Origin of the sequence: Thermococcus sp. Bubb.Bath (genome assembly GCF_012027595.1) — an archaeon.
Classification (GTDB): domain Archaea; phylum Methanobacteriota_B; class Thermococci; order Thermococcales; family Thermococcaceae; genus Thermococcus.
This window is the reverse complement of the sequence record NZ_SNUR01000079.1, coordinates 1-277: the sequence shown is the minus strand read 5'-3', so window position 1 is coordinate 277 and position 277 is coordinate 1. Positions and strand designations below refer to the sequence as shown.

General features: G+C 49.8%; 1 protein-coding gene. It reads right to left on the bottom strand.

The window, feature by feature from the left end:
* The coding region (locus tag E3E29_RS11600) for a hypothetical protein (RefSeq protein WP_167911128.1) at positions 1-277 on the bottom strand (277 nt) is incomplete at both ends.

Here is a 277-nt window from a genome sequence, read left to right as displayed (position 1 = left end):
GTTTCCGTTAATGCTAACGTTCACTGGCACGCTCGGACCGTTAACATGCACGGTAACATAGAGCATGTTGTCAACGTACTTGTACACAGTACCATTCGTAGCAAAGTCGAACGAAACATCCCAGCTGACTGCGTGGATGGTGATGTTCTCGCTCTTGATGAGGTGACCGTTGTAGTAGACTTCCACAGTGTGAGTCTCGTTGCCGGTGAGCTCAACGTTAATGCTGTCAGTAACGTTGCCGTCAACCTTGACAACAAGGTCGTGCGGGTTAACGGCA